Source organism: Terriglobia bacterium (genome assembly GCA_020072815.1).
Taxonomy (GTDB): domain Bacteria; phylum Acidobacteriota; class Terriglobia; order Terriglobales; family Acidobacteriaceae; genus Angelobacter.
Window position 1 is genome coordinate 69015 of the sequence record JAIQGE010000020.1, and the last position, 15225, is coordinate 84239.

The 15225-nt window shown below is 58.7% G+C and carries 15 protein-coding genes and 1 pseudogene; 10 read left to right on the top strand and 6 right to left on the bottom strand.

Features of this window, described 5'->3' with window-relative positions; genetic code table 11:
* Positions 1-23: 23 nt before the first annotated feature.
* Entirely contained in the window at positions 24-230 is a 207-nt protein-coding gene (locus LAO20_20565; GenBank protein MBZ5533830.1) for a hypothetical protein, read from the bottom strand.
* A 1-nt stretch (position 231) separates the two neighbouring features.
* Between LAO20_20565 and hpt the strand changes: the two genes are divergently transcribed.
* From hpt to LAO20_20595, 6 genes and pseudogenes are all read left to right on the top strand, one after another.
* Positions 232-747, top strand: a complete 516-nt coding sequence (gene hpt, locus LAO20_20570; protein ID MBZ5533831.1) for a hypoxanthine phosphoribosyltransferase — start codon at positions 232-234, stop codon at positions 745-747.
* Positions 748-771: 24 nt separating this feature from the next.
* Positions 772-1393: pseudogene (deoC, locus tag LAO20_20575) on the top strand (deoxyribose-phosphate aldolase).
* A gap of 139 nt (positions 1394-1532) precedes the next feature.
* Positions 1533-2042 carry a porin family protein gene (locus LAO20_20580; protein ID MBZ5533832.1) on the top strand — a complete coding sequence of 170 codons (510 nt, stop codon included), beginning with the start codon at positions 1533-1535 and terminating at the stop codon, positions 2040-2042.
* A gap of 114 nt (positions 2043-2156) precedes the next feature.
* A complete protein-coding gene (locus LAO20_20585) occupies positions 2157-3902 on the top strand; it encodes a GAF domain-containing protein (GenBank protein ID MBZ5533833.1) in 1746 nt (581 codons plus the stop codon).
* Between the two features lie 191 nt (positions 3903-4093).
* Positions 4094-5383 carry a diaminopimelate decarboxylase gene (gene lysA, locus LAO20_20590; protein MBZ5533834.1) on the top strand — a complete coding sequence of 430 codons (1290 nt, stop codon included), beginning with the start codon at positions 4094-4096 and terminating at the stop codon, positions 5381-5383.
* The gene (locus LAO20_20595) at positions 5380-5847 is read left to right on the top strand and encodes a hypothetical protein (protein ID MBZ5533835.1); all 468 of its coding nucleotides are present in this window, start codon (positions 5380-5382) and stop codon (positions 5845-5847) included. Before lysA ends, LAO20_20595 begins: the two co-directional genes overlap by 4 nt.
* An 18-nt stretch (positions 5848-5865) precedes the next feature.
* Here LAO20_20595 and LAO20_20600 read toward each other — a convergent pair whose 3' ends face one another.
* Entirely contained in the window at positions 5866-6555 is a 690-nt protein-coding gene (locus LAO20_20600; protein MBZ5533836.1) for a PilZ domain-containing protein, read from the bottom strand.
* Between the two features lie 871 nt (positions 6556-7426).
* On the opposite strand from LAO20_20600, the gene LAO20_20605 reads away from it, so the two are divergent.
* Positions 7427-8332: a VWA domain-containing protein gene (locus LAO20_20605; GenBank protein MBZ5533837.1), complete on the top strand. Its 906-nt coding sequence runs from the start codon at positions 7427-7429 to the stop codon at positions 8330-8332.
* 4 nt (positions 8333-8336) lie between these two features.
* Here the strand turns inward: LAO20_20605 and LAO20_20610 are convergent, their stop codons facing one another.
* From LAO20_20610 to LAO20_20625, 4 genes are read right to left on the bottom strand one after another with little or no spacing between them, the layout of a single operon-like run.
* Positions 8337-9143 (bottom strand): class I SAM-dependent methyltransferase, encoded by an 807-nt coding sequence (locus tag LAO20_20610; protein ID MBZ5533838.1) that lies wholly within the window; start codon positions 9141-9143, stop codon positions 8337-8339.
* A gap of 24 nt (positions 9144-9167) precedes the next feature.
* A complete protein-coding gene (locus tag LAO20_20615; GenBank protein ID MBZ5533839.1) occupies positions 9168-10025 on the bottom strand; it encodes an NAD(+)/NADH kinase in 858 nt (285 codons plus the stop codon).
* Positions 10022-10798, bottom strand: coding sequence for a TlyA family RNA methyltransferase (locus LAO20_20620; GenBank protein ID MBZ5533840.1), 777 nt, complete (start codon positions 10796-10798; stop codon positions 10022-10024). The genes LAO20_20615 and LAO20_20620 overlap by 4 nt, the downstream gene beginning before the upstream one ends.
* Positions 10799-10823: 25 nt before the next feature.
* On the bottom strand, positions 10824-11318 hold the full coding sequence (locus LAO20_20625) for an MGMT family protein (GenBank protein ID MBZ5533841.1): 495 nt from the start codon (positions 11316-11318) through the stop codon (positions 10824-10826).
* Between the two features lie 468 nt (positions 11319-11786).
* Here LAO20_20625 and LAO20_20630 point away from each other — a divergent pair, with 468 nt between their 5' ends.
* The 3 genes from LAO20_20630 (at position 11787) to groL (ending at position 15164) form a co-directional block, all read left to right on the top strand.
* Positions 11787-12716 carry a hypothetical protein gene (locus LAO20_20630; GenBank protein MBZ5533842.1) on the top strand — a complete coding sequence of 310 codons (930 nt, stop codon included), beginning with the start codon at positions 11787-11789 and terminating at the stop codon, positions 12714-12716.
* A gap of 290 nt (positions 12717-13006) precedes the next feature.
* Entirely contained in the window at positions 13007-13342 is a 336-nt protein-coding gene (locus LAO20_20635; GenBank protein MBZ5533843.1) for a co-chaperone GroES, read from the top strand.
* A gap of 157 nt (positions 13343-13499) precedes the next feature.
* The gene (gene groL, locus LAO20_20640) at positions 13500-15164 is read left to right on the top strand and encodes a chaperonin GroEL (protein ID MBZ5533844.1); all 1665 of its coding nucleotides are present in this window, start codon (positions 13500-13502) and stop codon (positions 15162-15164) included.
* Positions 15165-15225: the final 61 nt, after the last annotated feature.

The window sequence follows — 15225 nt, forward strand, 5'->3', positions numbered from 1 at the left end:
AGGGAAGAGCTATTGGCTATTGGCTATTGGCTTTTGGCGAAACCGGGACCGCCGTAGTCTGCGGGCCTCTGGCGAAAAGCAAAACGGTTCTTGGCTGCTAGTTCTTCGCGAAACCCGCGACTTAAATTGCCAAAAGCCAAGAGCGAATGGCCCACTTTCATCGCTAACGCACCGCTGGTCGCAAAAAACACTTTGCGGGCACGGCGCCTGCTTGTTATAAAAGCATCCATTATGGACGTTCTTCTTTCCCGCGAACAGATCGCCGACGCCGTTGCCCGGATGGGGCAGCAGATCACCAAGGATTTTGCCGGCCAATCGGTAGTGCTGATCGGAGTGTTGAAGGGCGCGTGCCTGTTTCTCGCCGACCTGGCGCGGCAGATCCAGCTCAACGCGACGTTTGACTTCATCGCCGTGCGCAGTTACGGGACAGAGAAGAAGAGCGCGGGCGAGGTCCAGTTGATCAAGGACGTGACCGCTCCGTTGCGCGACCTGAACATCATTTTGGTGGAGGACATCCTGGATACCGGCTTGACGCTCACGTTTCTCAAGAAGCATCTGCTGTCGCACCAGCCGCGCTCGCTGAAGATTGCCGCGCTACTGGACAAGCCTTCGCGCCGCAAGGCGAATATCCAGGCTGACTACGTTGGCTTTCAGATTCCGGACAAGTTTGTCGTCGGCTACGGGCTCGATCACGCAGAGCGCTTTCGTAACCTGCCGGATATTTGCGTCCTTGCGGAAGGCGAGTAGCGGGAATTACAATTGGGGTCTCGAATGTCTCAAGTCCTTTCAGATGCGCAGATTCACGTGCGCGGATGGCAGGCGCTGGCCGCCAGCATTGACCACACCATTCTTAAGCCGGAGACTACGCGCAACCAGATCGTCCACCTGTGCCAGGAGGCGGCGTTCTTCAACTTTGCCGCGGTCTGTGTCAGTCCGTGGTGGATCAGTGTTGCTGCTTCCCTGCTGAACGGCACTCCGGTGAAAGTCGCTACCACGATCGGCTTTCCGCACGGCGTGGGGCGACCGCCAGGCTGTGCAGAACGATATTGCTGCGGTGGTGGAAGTCGGTCACGCCGGCGGCGCGATTGTGAAAGTAATTCTGGAAACTCCTCTGCTCACGCTGGAAGAAAAAATCCTTTGCTGCGAGTTGAGCCTGGCCGCCAAAGCTGACTTCGTCAAGACGGCCACGGGTTTTCTCGGGGGCGCCACGGTGGAAGATGTCTCGCTGATGCGGGGCGTTGTCGGCGACCGTGCCGGCGTGAAAGCTTCCGGCGGCGTCCGCACCGCCACCACTGCCCTGGCGATGATTGAAGCCGGCGCCAATCGCATCGGCACCAGCTCCGGCGTGGCCATCGTACACGAACTCGGCGCACCGGAATTTCAGACACGTTAAGACTTCCGGCGTCGCGCTGTTTTCGTCCCCTTACTCCTTGTCCTGCTGGCCGCACCATTTTGGCAAGGCAACTCCGTTGCGCGCTCTTGCTTCTCACTTTCATCTGGCCGACCAATGTCTTAGGAGGTAAGGATTCAAAATGCGTAAGTTCATTTTAGGATTTGCGTTCCTGGCATGCAGCTTGTCGGGATGGGCGCAGCGCGGGCGCAGTGACGCTCCCGCCGGTGAAGTTTATCTAGGCTACTCGTTCCTGAACGGCGACACGCTTTCCAAAGCCAGCGGATTTGAAGCCGCGCTAACCGGCAACGTGAATGATTGGCTGGGCTTGAAGGCCGACCTCAGCGGCAATTACAAGTCCATTGCCGGGCTGCACGCCCGCGAGTACAACATGCTCTTTGGTCCGCAACTGAACCGCCGGATGGACCGTGTGAACCTGTTTGCCCACGGCCTGTTTGGCGTGGCGCATATTTCCAGCGATTTCGCGCCTTCAGACACTGCGGCTGCCTGGGTGCTCGGTGGTGGCGCGGACTACAAGCTGACCGACCGCTTCTCCTGGCGCATCGCGCAACTGGACTACCACGGCGCACACGTTTTCAGTAACACGCAGACAGATTTCCGTTTCTCCACCGGACCCATTCTCCGCTTCTAACTGCCTTTTTAGAACCAAACGCCGCCGGAGACGTTCTTCGGCGGCGAATTCTTTTCGTAACTGTTCCTTCACCAATCGCACAGCGGCAAGCTGCTATCATTAAACGTGGAATCCATGGTCACATCTCCTTCACCGCAGCGCGTGGACGTTGAGTCTCTTCTCATCGAAGTGGCTGACGTGCTCAATACCACGCTGGATCTGGACACGCTCTTGCAGCGCGTCGCCGAGGTGGTGAAGCGCGTCATCGACTATGAAATCTTCTCCATCCTGTTGCTCAATGAGCGCCGCCAGGAACTGTATTTCCGTTTCCAGATCGGGCACCTGCCGGAAGTCGCCGAGCGGATACGGGTGAAAGTGGGCGAAGGAGTCACCGGCCGTGCCGTGGAGCAAAGGCGCGCCATCCTGGTAGACGACGTCAGCAAAGAGACCAACTACATTGAAGCCGTCCCGCGCGTGCGTTCTGAACTCGCGGTGCCATTGATCACCAAGAATAAGGTCATCGGCGTGATTGATCTGGAAGCCCGCGAACGCGGCTACTTCAAGGAAGAACATTCGCGCCTGCTTACGCTGATCGCGTCGCGTATCGCCATCAGCCTGGAGAACGCGCGGCTTTACACGCGCATCGTTCGCCAGGCCGGCACGCTGGCGTTGCTCAACGACATCAGCCGCGACTTGACCTCCATCCTCAACCTGGACCAGTTGCTCAAGCGCGTCGGCGACCTGCTGATCAAGGTGATTGATTATCAGATGTTCTCCATCCTGCTGCTCGATGAAAGCCGGCAGAAACTGGTCCACCGTTTTTCCGTGCGCTTTAAAGAGAACATTCACCTCAAGCATGACATCCCGTTGTCGCAAGGCCTGGTAGGCGCCGCGGCGGAAATGAAGAAGCCGGTGCTGGCGCCGGACGTGAACAAAGACCCGCGCTACATCAAAGTAAATCCGGAAACGCGCTCCGAGCTTTGCGTGCCGCTGGTGTACAAAGACAAGGTCATCGGCGTGCTGGACCTGGAACACACCCGCCGCAACTACTTCACTGACGATCACGTGCGCACCATGGTGACGCTGGCCGCGCAAATTGCCATCGCCGTGGAAAACGCCACGCTCTATGAACGGCTGGCGCGCGAAGAGCAGCGCCTGGAGCGCGATCTGGCCATGGCGCGTGAAGTCCAGCACCACCTGCTGCCGCCGGCGTGCCCCACTCTGCAGTCGGCGGAAGTGGCTTCCCGTTTCAATCCCGCCCATGCCATTGGCGGGGACATGTATGACTTCCTGGACTACAAGCCGCCGCGCGCCTGCGTCATCGTAAGCGACGTGAGCGGCAAAGGCGCGCCCGCTGCGTTGTACGCCGCGCTGGTCAGCGGCATCATCCGCAGCCTGGCGCCCAGCGAGCCTTCGCCCGCGCAGATGCTCAGCTCGGTGAACCGCGCGCTCAACCAGCGCCGTCTTGACGCAAACTACGTGGTCCTCTGCTGCGCCCTTTGGGACGACGAACGCCGCATCATGCGCGTGGCCAACTCCGGCTTGCCTCGCCCCATCTACTGCCGCAACGGGCACTCGCACATGATTGAAGCCGCCGGACTCCCGCTGGGCATGTTCCCTGACGCCGCGTACGACGAGGTCACCATCCACGCCGCGCCGGGCGACATCTTCGTCTTCTTCAGTGACGGCATTGTGGACGCCAGCAATACAAAGGACGAGCAGTTTGGCCGCGTCCGCCTGGAGCATGTCATAGACAAGCTGTCGAATAGCGACGCCAGCGCCCAGGAAATTGTGGACGCCATCTTCCAGGCCGCTGACGCCTTCGCCGCCGGCGCACCCGTCTTCGACGATCAGACGTTGGTGGTGGTGAAGGTGAAGTAAAGCGGTACTTAGTAATTGGTACTTGGTAGTTGGCTTTGACTCTTGGCGACTGATCACGCTCGCTTACCGGACGATGGTTAGAATGCTCTCTTTTCGGCAGTCATCCTCATTCCTGAGAATGCCGGCCAAATACCAACGGCCAAGTACTAAATACCAAGTACTAAATACTGGTTTGTTACAATCCCCATCTCATGTTTACGCGGCCACCGGGTTTTTGGTACAAAAAAGCCGATCTGCATTGCGAACGTGTTCCGCTGAGCGCGTTGGCGGAAAAATACGGGACGCCGCTCTACGTCTACTCCGCCACTGCTATCCGCGAGCGCTACACTACGCTGGACCGCGCCTTTCGCGACGTGCCGCACACTCTTTGCTATTCGGTCAAAGCCAATTCCAATCTGAGTATTCTTCGGCTGCTGGCCGGAATGGGCGCCGGGTTTGACATTGTTTCCGGCGGCGAGCTTGAGCGCGTGCGACTGGCGCGCAAAGCGGCGCCCAAGAAGATCGTGTTCTCCGGCGTGGGCAAGACTGCGGACGAAATGAAGCAAGCTCTGCGCGCGGGGATCCTGCTGTTCAACGTCGAAAGTGAAGGCGAGTTGGAGTTGCTGGCTGCTTGTGCCGCCCGGCTGCGCAAAACTGCCGACGTAGCATTTCGCGTGAATCCTGACGTGCCGGCGGAGACGCATCCTTACATATCCACCGGGCTGCGCGAACACAAGTTCGGCGTGCCTATCGGCGCGGCGCGGGAGCTTTACCGGCAAGCGTCGGCACACAAGTATCTGCGCGTCGCCGGCGTGAGCCTGCATATCGGATCGCAGATCACCGATGTCTCACCCTTTCGATTGGCAGTGGAACGGGCGGTAGAGCTGATCGAGCAACTTACGGCGGACGGCCATTCCATCCAGTTTCTGGACGCCGGAGGCGGCCTGGGCATCTCTTACCAGAGCTCGCAGCCGCAAGACTTTGCTGATCACGCCCGCAGTTACGCTGAAGCCATCATCGCGCCGCTCAAAAAGCTGGGAAAATCCGCTCCCCATCTGCTGCTGGAGCCAGGCCGATCCATCATTGGGCCAGCGGGCGTGCTGGTCACGCGCGTCCTTTATCAGAAGCAAAACGGCAGCAAGCGCTTCACCATTGTGGACGCGGCCATGAATGACCTGATTCGGCCTTCGCTATACGGGGCGAAGCATGAAATTGTCCCCGTCAGCTTGAAGCAGCCGGAACCGGAGTTGGTCCGCACTGACGTTGCCGGGCCTATCTGCGAGACCGGCGACTTCCTCGCCCGCGACGCTGACCTGCCCGTCGCCAGTCCCGGCGACTATCTTTGCGTTCTGGACGCAGGCGCGTACGGCATGTCGCTGGCCTCCAATTACAATACTCGCGTGCGTGCCGCTGAGGTGCTGGTGGAAGGCGCGCGCGCGCGGCTCGTCCGTCGCCGCGAAAACCTGAAAGACATTCTGCGTCCGGAGACCGCCTGCTTATGACCGACCTGAAGACCCTGGCTTACGAGCTGCTGCATGAGAGCCAGCAATCGCTGCAGCATCAAGGCCATCTCAACCCGGCCGCGGTGGTCATCACGCCCGGTGAAAACCTGATCTTTGACCTGGAATTCCAGGATGAAGACGAGCGCGAAGAGATTTATTCCGAGATGATGGACGTGGCCAAAGAAAAGAACGCCGCCGCCATCCTGACCATCAATGACGTGTACGTGGATGAGACCTCGTCGGCTGTAAAGCTGGAAGGCGAAGGCTGGGGCGCGCTGGCGGAGAAGTCCAATGAAGCCATCGTGATCACCGTCTCCGGCAGCGGATTTGAGACTTGGAGCCTGATCTGCCCTTACCTGCGCAAAGACGAGACGATTGCATTTCAGCCTTCACGGGAGATGATCACACCCGGCGGAGAAGTTGATCTGTTGGGCGATTGGACAGGCAAGACCGGCGCAGCTTGACCACGCATTTCGGGGCCGTTACTCAGGCGGGTTTTGGCCTATCAACTTCCACAGGCTCTGCTTGGCCTCTTCGCCCGTCAGTTGGAATTCGATTCCCATTTCCCCCGAGTCCTTGGACCAGGCAACTTCGCCATCGCCGCGAATGATCTGCTGCGTGGGAAGTTCCAGCACAAATTGGACGTAAGCCCCCGGCGCCAGACTGCCGGTGCTGCGGACGGCCATTCCATTCCTGCTGATGTTGGCCGTAATCGCCCGTTGCGCCTGTTCCTGGATCTTGAGCACCACGGGCAGGCTCACCGGATACCGCAGATATCGGTCCCGCTCGGCAGCGATCAAGGGCAGCGCCGCGTCCAGGGTATCTTTCACCTGATAGGCGGCCAACGGCTCGCACAAGACGAAATTGGCCAGGTGACGCAGGATGGGATTGGCTTCGTCTCCAGGCTCAGCGCAAGCGATCACAATGGAATTGCGGTTGGACCCGCTCCGGCGAACGCCGTAGAGCAGTTCCAGCGCGCCACGGAGCGTCATGTCCACAAACAGGCCATCCAGTTTGCGGCGCGTCAACAATCGCCGGGCGGCGTCCGCCGTGGACACGGCTTCCACATTACCGCCAAAGGCCTGGATGGCCGCCGTGATCGTTTTGTAGAGCCCGGCATCTCCGCCAATGAGCAGAAACTGCCAAGCTGAGGGGCTGGTTTGGGCGCGCATCTGTGCTTCTTTCCTTGCTGACGAAGCGTTGTTTGGGGGAAGTGGAGATATTGTAGGCCGATAAGGCGCTTACCTGAGATGTTACCTAGGTGCATGTACAACCGTTGCTCGGACTTCAACCACGTTTGGCATCCAGGAAAAGCCGCAGAGAGGACCAGGCGCGCTAGCTCTGGGCGCCGCAACCAGTTTTGTTTGCAATCATAAAGACCGCATGAATACTGCTTTTGCCCAATATTTACACATTCTTAAATTTCGCTAAAACTGCATTCTCATCGCGTGGCTACTACACTTCTGTAACCCTTGCACATTTTCTTGGCAGGCCCTTGTGGACGGTCCGCATCCTATTGATTTCAGGCAAATTATAGTCGCGCAAAATCCATTGACTTACTTCTAGGGAAGCGTAAATTCACACTCGTTCTTTGACATCTCAGCGTTTTCCCAGTTGGCGGCGAGTCCGGGAACCAAGCAAGGTCACTATGACACAAGCGAAAGCTTGCAAGTTATGGAAGGCCGGTGAGGTTCTATTCAGCAAACTGCTGGTTGAGGAGAACAGGAGATGCTCGAAGGCCAAAATAGAAGCCCCGAGGTGTTGACCGATTTACCCGGTTGGTGGTGAGCCCGGAGCCCAAGCTTCAGCGCAAGCTGATTAAAGATCGCACTTTGTGAGTTTCGCAAGAAACAGGCAGAGAACGCAGGTCGGCAAGGGTCTATAGCGATCCGCTGGTTGAGGTGAATGGGTCAACAACAAAACTCGGGGCTTCTTAATTTTTGCGCTTCCCTTCTTCTTGGTCCCGCAAACTCACTTCTTGGCTCAAAATAGTCCGCGATTGAATTCGCTTGAATCTTTCGTCAGTTCAACAAAAGGATCGTCATGCGCCATGCGACTAGTGCCGTAGTGGGTCTCGCCTGTTTCCTGGCCGCAAGTTTCCTCTGGCCGGCGCAGAACCCGCCGGTAACCGACGCCGGCGCCGTGGTTCTTGCCGTCACCGTAACCGACTCCAAAGACAAGCCTGTTGTCGATCTAAAGGCGGAGGATTTCACCGTCCGCGAAGACGGCCAGCCGCAGAAGATCATCTCCGTGCGTCGCGAAGACTTCCCAGTGTCCATGGGTATCCTGGTGGACAATTCCGGGTCCATGCGGCAGAAGCGACTGCCGGTGATGAACGGCCTGTTGCGCCTGGTGGAAGCCGGCAATCCCCAGGACGAAATTTTCGTCGTGAATTTCAATGACGAACCTTTCCTCGACGTGGACTTCACCTCGGACATCACGCAGGTTCGCCAAGCGCTGGCCCGCGTGGACGCCCGCGGCGGCACAGCGCTCTTCGACACAATCATCGCTTCAGCTGATCACCTGGCGAAGGCGAAATATCAAAAACGGGTTTTGGTGGTGGTAACCGACGGCGCAGACAATGAAAGCCGTCAGTCTTTGCAGCAGGCGATCGCTGATTTGCAGAATGTGAATGGCCCGGCCGTTTACACCGTTGGAATCATCTTTGATGATCCCAACGCCCGGCGCGCACAAAGAGACCTGGATTTGCTCGCAGCCCAGACCGGGGGTAGCGCCTATTTCATCAAGAACACCAAAGACCTGGACAGGGTGGCGCAGAAGATAGCGCAGGAAATTCGCAGCCAGTACCGCGTCAGCTATGCGTCCACCACGCCGCAGAGCCAGGGCGGATTCCGCAAGATCAATGTCATTGTGGGCCGCAAGGGCCTGACGATCCGCTCCAAGGCCGGCTACGTTGCTGGTCTCCAAAGTGAAGGTAAAGACCGGTAAGAAGTTATTGCGTAGCAATGATCACGTGTGCTTGCATCTTCCCGTCAATTGGGCCGGGGCCAAAGCGCGTCCGGACAACGGCAGCCGCGGATTCCGTAGCTTCGGCTAGGCTGGCGCCACGCGCCTCGATTTCATTGCGCAACGGAGTCCCCTGGCAGAATCCAATTGCCGGATCGTAGCATGAAGGCGCCCGGCTCCTGAGCTGTACCGTATCCAGCGCTACCTTTGAGAACCCGGCCGCTCGCAGCTCCTCCCGAATCCGGTCCGTGTCGTAGTAGCCGTGCGGCGTGCGTGTCGCGAATTGCGGGGGGTCATTGGGAAAGATCGCTGCCACGCCTTCCGCCACCGCTTGCGTGATTTCATTCTCTTCGATGCGGTCCCAAACATTGAAGGCCAGCCGGCCGCCAGGGTTCAGTACTCTGAGCGCTTCCGCGTAGCCGGCCACTTTGTCCGGAAAGAACATCGCGCCGAACTGGCAAGCCACCACGTCAAAACTGCCGCCGGCGAACGGCAGTTTAAGCGCGTCGGCTTGCCGCCATGTGGCCCGCGCAGCGTCCGGCTGTGCCGCGGCAAAATCGAGCATGGGCTGGTTCAAATCGGTGGCGACGATGGCGACCGCATGGGGAAGTAACCGACCAAGGGCGCGGGTCAGCACGCCCGTGCCGGCCGCGATCTCCAGAACGTTTCCAGATTTTAGGTCCGACAGACGTGCAGCAAGGTCGGCCGCATAAGGCTCAAAGATCAACGGCCGCAAGTAGCGATCGTAGATGGCGGGTATTGAGCCGGAAAATACTCTGTCAGTCTCTGCCATAGATCTTATTCCTTCGTCGGCAGATTACCTTTCGCCCCATTTGAGTTTGGTTCGCAGCACGTTGAAGAATGACCGTTCGGGGAATTTGAAGAGCTTCACGGTAAATTCTGATTTGCTGCAGCGAATCACGTCGCCTTCTTCCAGCGGTATGCCCTGTTGTCCGTCCACGGTGAGAAATGCGTGTTCGCGCGTGACCGCCACCGTGACTTCAATCACCGCTGTGTCCTGCACTACCAGCGGCCGGTTGGTGAGAGCGTGGGAAGCCACCGGAGTAATCACAAAACCCGGAACGTCCGGCACCAGGATGGGCCCGCCCGCGGCCAGCGAATACGCCGTGGAACCGGTGGGCGTGGCGATAATCAGCCCGTCGGCCTTGTAGTTGGAGACAAAGATGCCGTCCACGCGCACGTCAAAGTCCGTGATGCGGGCCACCGCGCTCTGGTTCAGCACCACGTCATTGAGCGCGTCATAGGCGGCCACAAACTTCCCGCCGCGCTGTACCTGGCAGTGCAGCAGGGCGCGCAGACTCAGTTCGTATTTACCAGCGTCCACGGCGGCCAGGGCTGAGGAAATTTCATCCTGCTTGATCTCCGTGAGAAACCCCAGCGACCCCAGGTTCACGCCGAGAATGGGAATCCCGGAGCGGGCCACGCTGCGCGCGGTGGAAAGCAAGGTTCCGTCGCCGCCCAGCACCACTACAAAGTCCGGTTTGGCGTCTTCCAGATGGTCACGCTCCACAATCTCGCAATCCGGGCAGAAGCGGTGCGCGATCTCGTCCACGGTGACCGAGTATCCATGCTTTCGCAGCCAGCCGGTGACTTCCCGGACCGCCTTCTCCAGTTCCGGCTTGCCTTCCTTCGAGATGAGCGAAGCGCGTTTCATTTTTTGGATTCTTGCGAGAAATCTGCGTGCAACAGAAACTCTTGGTTCCCTTCCATGCCCAGTATCGGCGAGTCAATCACTTCGATATTGCGGCCGCCCAACTCCTCCACCGCGCGCCGGACTTTTTTCACCGAGTCCTGCCGGGCATCTTCGTCGCGGACAATGCCGCCTTTTCCCACGCGGTCCTTGCCCACTTCGAACTGCGGCTTCACCAGCACCACCAACTCGCGACGCCCGGCGCTTTTCTCCGCAAATGCTGACGCCAACACCGCCGGGAGGATGAGTGTAACAGAGATGAATGACACATCTATGGCCATGAAGCTTACCGGCGCCTTCGCGCCCGCCTCCCGCAGCATCTCTGGGGTCAAGTAGCGCGCATTGGTCTTTTCCAGCAGCTTCACGCGCGGATCAGAACGCAAGCGGAGCGAGATCTGCCCGTACCCGGTGTCCACGGCAACCACTTCCGCCGCACCGTGTTGCAGCATGCAGTCGGTAAAACCGCCGGTGGAAGCGCCCACGTCCATACAGGTGCGCCCGGCAAGATCAATGTTCCAATGTTGGAGCGCCGCTTCCAGTTTGAGTCCGCCGCGCGAAACGTACTTCATGTCCGCGCCCAACAGGCGTATTTCACATTCCGCTTCCACGCCCGCGCCGGCCTTGGCAACTTTCTGGCCGTTCACCAGCACGCGTCCGGCAAGGACCAGCGCCTGCGCCCGCTCGCGCGACTGCGCCATGCCGCGGTCCACCAGCAGCTTGTCAATGCGGATTTTCATGGGAGGGGACTTGTTGAGGATGTTGTCATTTGCCCGCGAATCGCACCAGACGTTTTTCGAAGTCTTGCACCGCCGGAGACTTCTTGCCCTGGATTTTGCTGACGCTGTGCCCTTCTTCCGCCAGTTTGCGCCTTTGCAGCGGAATTCCGCCTGGAAATTTCGGGTTCAGCCGTCCTTCACTGCTCAGCACGCGCCAATACGGAGCAACCGCTTTCTTCCCGGCTCGCTGCTCTTCGGCCGCGGCTTCCGCAACAATGCGCACAAAAATCCCGGTGGTCAGTGGACACGCCACGTCCACCTTGCTCTTTCTCGCAAGCTCTTCCCGCAATTGCAGCACTGTAACCAGCTTGCCTTTTGGCACGCGACGAATCAGTCCATCCACGTCCAGCGGCTTGGGGATGACCATGGTCCCCTTTCCCAGTTTCGCCGCCATGCGCGCTGGGATCTTGATGATCTTGGGCTCTTGTTCCCGCTCCAGCTTCTGCCGCCAGGGAACTTTGCTCGTGAACTTGGCCGCCATCGCCGCCTCCGTTGCGCATTGCTGTCCATATGGTTTCATCAAACTCGTAGCCAATTCAACTCGTCGTCCGCCACGCCCCCGCTCGTTGGGGCAAAAAAGTTTTCATCATCTATTCACATTCGCACCTCGCTCAGTGCAAAGCGTTAGAACACGCAGCTTTGCGCGATATTCCGCAGCTAACGGTGATCTTTTCCACACTGTTATTCACCGCGCGGTTGAAAACGCGGCCCGCGATTGGAAGCGAAGTTGCCTTCTTGCCAAGTCGAACTGAAATGTGGTTCATCTTCGTCGGCGCATTCTCGGCCGAATGACGTGTTAGGGACTTCTAGTTCCGCTGCGACAGGCGAAATGCGCGCTTGCGGTACACTGGACGCCTGATTCTGCGAGACGTTTTGCTACGCAACTTTCCTTCGCGGATTTTGTTTCACGAACTTTGACGCTTTGACACGAAAAGAAGGGGCCAGCCCAATGGGGCGTAAACACACTGACCCGCGGCGACGGCGATCGCAACCATCTCGCGCAAAGGCCGCCAAGCCCAAGCTGCGGCAGCCTTCTGCGCCGGACAGCAACACTCCAGTGCTGGATGCGGAAAAGCTCAAAGCGCTCTACGCCATGGTCCTCAAATGCCGTCTGGTTGGAGAGAAACTCCGGCGGCTGGCCGGCGATTCCGTTTCCGCTCCCGGCCAGGAAGCAGCCATCGTGGGAACGGCCATGCACCTTCATTCCGGAGATTTCATTGCGCCATCGCGCAGCATGTTCCTGGCCAGCCACGTTCAAGGCGCACCGCTCACGGAGATCCTGGCGCATCTGCACCGCACGGCTGCGCACTCCGCCCGAAAAGAGCCAGCTTCGCCCAATGCATACGGGCTGCCTCTGCCCAGCCTTTCATCGGCCGCACAGTTCAGCGTCGGAGCCTCCGCCGCCCTGTCATTCAAGCTGCAGAACAGACTAGCCGTCGCTCTAGCACTGGTGGAGGATGACGCCACGCTGCCCGGCTTCTGGCACCAACCCGTGGGTTTTGCGAGCGCACATCGTTTGCCCATCGTGTTCACGATCTGTACTTCGCCCGAGTCGCCCGTGTTGCGCGACCAGGCGAACTCCCTCGGACTCCCCGGGATCACCGTGGACGGCCACGATCTAGTGGCCGTCTATCGCGTCGCCCAGGAATGCGTGCGGCGAGCCCGCCAGGGCCACGGCCCCTGCCTGATCGAATGCAAAATTGACCGAGGCAACCCCCAGGCTGCGCCAGGCATTTCCTCGACTCGCGATCCCGTGGCGTTCATGGAGGAGTATCTGAACACGCGCAAGCTATGGTCGAGCGTATGGAAGCAGCGCCTGGTCGCCCTGTTAGATAAGGAATGGCGCGCGGCTGAAAACACAGCTGCTGCGCGGCACTGAAAGTAAAAAGGCCTCCTTCCACAGCGTCGTCACTACTCTGCTCGACGATGAGCCGGCTTACGCGCTCATCGGTGGAACAAAAAAATGTTGTTTTGACCGTAAAGTGAGCTTTTTGTGACACTTGAGTCACTTGCGCTCATATTTGCAAACAGCCGCCCGGTTGACAAGCCTCAAGTGTTCTGCTTATAATTAGCACTCGATGGACATGAGTGCTAGCAACCCATCGATTTATCCACGCAAGTCCTAGTAAATTAAACTCTTAAAGACAAATTTGAAAGGAGCAAGTTCACATGGCAAAGCTCACTCCACTGGGTGAACGCGTTCTCGTGCGCCGGATGACTGAAACGGAAACGGTGCGCGGAGGAATCATCATCCCTGACACCGCCAAGGAAAAACCGCAGGAGGGCGTTGTAGTGGCCGTTGGAACCGGACGGTACGACAAAGGCCAGCACGTTCCCATGTCGGTGAAAGAAGGCGACCGCGTTCTGTTCGGCAAGTATGCCGGATCTGAAATCAAGATTGACCACGAAGACTTCCTGATCCTGAAGGAAGAGGAAATCTTCGGCATTCTCAGCGGCTCAGCCAAGCCCGCAGAGAAGGAAAAAGCAACTGCCGGACGGCGGTAAGTGCGGCAGCACTTAGCACTTAGCCGTTAGCCGGGTTCGCCAAAAGCTACAGGCTAGTGGCTAAAGGCCAAAGGCTAAGGGCTTCGCCGACAAAGAACCATCAAATTACAAACCAAGCGCGTAATGCGCACAAGATTCGATAGAGGAGAAATCTGCAATGCCTAAAGTAATTGTGCACGGTGAAGAGTCGCGGCAGGCGATCCTGCGCGGCGTAAACGTTCTGGCGGATGCCGTGAAAGTGACCCTGGGCCCTCGTGGCCGCAACGTGGTCATCAACAAGAAGTTCGGCTCACCGGTCATCACCAAAGACGGCGTGACCGTGGCCAAGGAAATTGAACTGGGAGACAGCCTGGAGAACATGGGCGCGCAGATGGTGCGGGAAGTCGCCAGTAAGACCAGCGACGTGGCCGGCGACGGCACCACCACTGCCACCGTTCTGGCCCAGGCCATTTATCGTGACGGCGTGAAGACCGTGGCCGCCGGCGCCAACCCCATGGCCCTAAAGCGCGGCATTGAACGCGCTGTGGCCACCATCTGCGGCACGCTGGACAAGAACGGCGAGCGCACCAAGGGCTTTCTGGACACGCTCTCCAAGCCGGTCAGCGGCGACATGATTGCCCAGGTGGGCACCATCTCCGCCAACAACGATGAAACGATTGGCCGCATCATTGCTGAAGCCATGAAGAAAGTCGGCAAAGACGGCGTGATCACCGTGGAAGAAGCCCGCACCATGGAAACCAGCCTGGACGTGGTGGAAGGCATGCAGTTTGACCGCGGCTACCTCTCGCCCTACTTTGTCACCGACCCGGAGCGCATGGAAGCCGTTCTGGACGACGCGCTCATCCTCATCAACGAAAAGAAAATCAGCACCATGAAAGACCTGCTTCCCATTCTGGAACAGGTAGCCAAGCAGGGACGCCCGCTGTTGATCATCGCCGAAGACATTGACGGTGAAGCGCTGGCTACCCTGGTGGTGAACAAGCTGCGTGGCACCATCCAGGTTTGCGCGGTGAAAGCGCCGGGCTTCGGCGACCGCCGCAAAGCCATGCTGCAGGACATCGCCACCCTGACCGGCGGCAAAGCCATCACCGAAGACCTGGGCCTGAAGCTGGAAGGCATCCAGATCACCGACATGGGTCGCGCCAAGAAAATCACGATTGACAAAGACAACTGCACCATCGTGGAAGGCAAAGGCAAGGGTTCGGAGATTGAAGGCCGCGTAAAAGAAATCCGTGGCCAGATGGAAAAAGCTACCAGCGACTATGATCGCGAGAAGCTGCAAGAGCGCCTGGCCAAGCTGGTGGGCGGTGTTGCCGTGATTCGCGTCGGCGCTGCCACCGAAACCGAAATGAAGGAAAAGAAAGCCCGCGTGGAAGACGCCATGCACGCGACGCGCGCAGCCGTGGAAGAAGGCATTGTCCCCGGCGGCGGCGTGGCCCTGGTGCGCTGCGCGGCTGCCCTGGCCGACCTCAAGTTCAAGAATGACGATGAGGAAACCGGTGCGGAAATCGTGCGTCGTGCCCTGGAAGAGCCTTTGCGCCAGATCGTCGCCAACTCCGGCGAAGAGGGTGCAATCGTTGTGGGCAAGATTCGCGACTCAAAAGACAATAACTATGGTTACAACGCTCAGACTGACAAGTTTGAGGACCTGGTTAAGGCCGGCGTGATCGATCCTACCAAGGTGACCCGCACCGCCCTGCAGAACGCGGCTTCCATCGCTGCTCTCATGCTGACCACCGAAGCTCTGGTCTCCGACGTTCCGGAAGACAAGAAAGCTCCGGCCGGCGGCGGCGAGCACGGCGGCATGCCCTACGGCGGATAAGTTAAGCTAGCGCTCCGTATTACTCCAAAGCCCCGCAGAAATGCGGGGCTTCTTTTATGTC